The organism is bacterium (assembly GCA_024228115.1).
GTDB lineage: Bacteria > Myxococcota_A > UBA9160 > UBA9160 > UBA6930.
Genome location: JAAETT010000377.1, coordinates 1 through 1,079 on the forward strand (window position 1 = coordinate 1; position 1,079 = coordinate 1,079).

The 1,079-nt window shown below is 59.8% G+C and carries 1 protein-coding gene; it reads right to left on the reverse strand.

Annotation, left to right across the window (positions count from 1 at the left end; all coding sequences use genetic code 11):
* Positions 1 to 235: 235 nt before the first annotated feature.
* Positions 236 to 943, reverse strand: a complete 708-nt coding sequence (locus GY937_16715) for an LD-carboxypeptidase (GenBank protein ID MCP5058347.1) — start codon at positions 941 to 943, stop codon at positions 236 to 238.
* Positions 944 to 1,079: the final 136 nt, after the last annotated feature.

Below are 1,079 nucleotides of genomic sequence, written 5' to 3' on the forward strand. Positions count from 1 at the left end.
CACTACCTCGCGGCTCTCGATCGCGAACTCGACACCGATCCGACCGACACCGATTCGCCGTTCTGACGAGAAACCAGCACTCGCGCGCGACCACGGCTAGATGATCAGATTTCTACGGTTTCTCGTGATCGCCAACAAGGTGACAGTCTGTGCGGTAGAATCCGGCTTCATGAAGGGGCCCTTGTTGAGGGGAAACGGGTGTCGCAACACGTTTCTACCGCAACTGGGGCCTTCTTCAATTCAAGAACGAGACTTCTTCATGAATTTTCCGGGCTAGAACCTCCACCAGGTGCCTCCTCGTATCGATACGCGCGCGGCAGCCAATTGGAAGCACGAGCTGGGGCGCCGTGTGGCCGAAGTCCATGTCGGTCACGACGGGGAAGTCGAACGCTGCGGTTCGCGTCGCGATGACCTCCCGCAGCAGCTGCTTCTCCTCGTCGGTGTAGTACATCGGTCGACCGAAGAGCAGCCCGGCAAGACTGTCGAAAACGCCCATGTTTTCGTAGTCCATCAGAATTCCGTCGACAGTTGCCGGCACGGGTTTCTCCTCCGACGTCTCGAGGAACAGGATTGCCCCGTCCAGGTCTGGCCAGAAACGCGTGCCGCGCAGGTGTTGGAGAGATGAGATGCAGCCACCCACAAGCACACCCTCTGCGTACCCTTCGCGCAGCCACGTCCATCCCGACGATGGAGTGAGGCGTCTTCCACGCTGAAGGTCGTCCTTCTTGCCCCAGTCGAGCAACTCCTCGGTCCATTCGGCCGCCGGCGCCAGCGCTCCGATTGGCTCGTCTTGGGTGACGGCGCTGAGGAAGGCGTGCTCCGTGTACGACAACATGTCAGGATACTCCGCGAAGTCGGTCAGCAGTGCGGGACCATTGAACGTGACGAGACCGGTTTGCTGCCAGAGCGCGACGTTCAGCACAGTGATGTCTGAGTAGCCCACTAGTCCCTTGTATCGACCAAAGGCGGAAGTGTTGTCATGCTAAGCACTGCGTCCCCCGCAGCCAATCGGTTCTCGCCGTGTCGCGGGCCGATTCATGGGGCCCGTATGTCGAAGAAGCGGTATCGGATTGACTTGA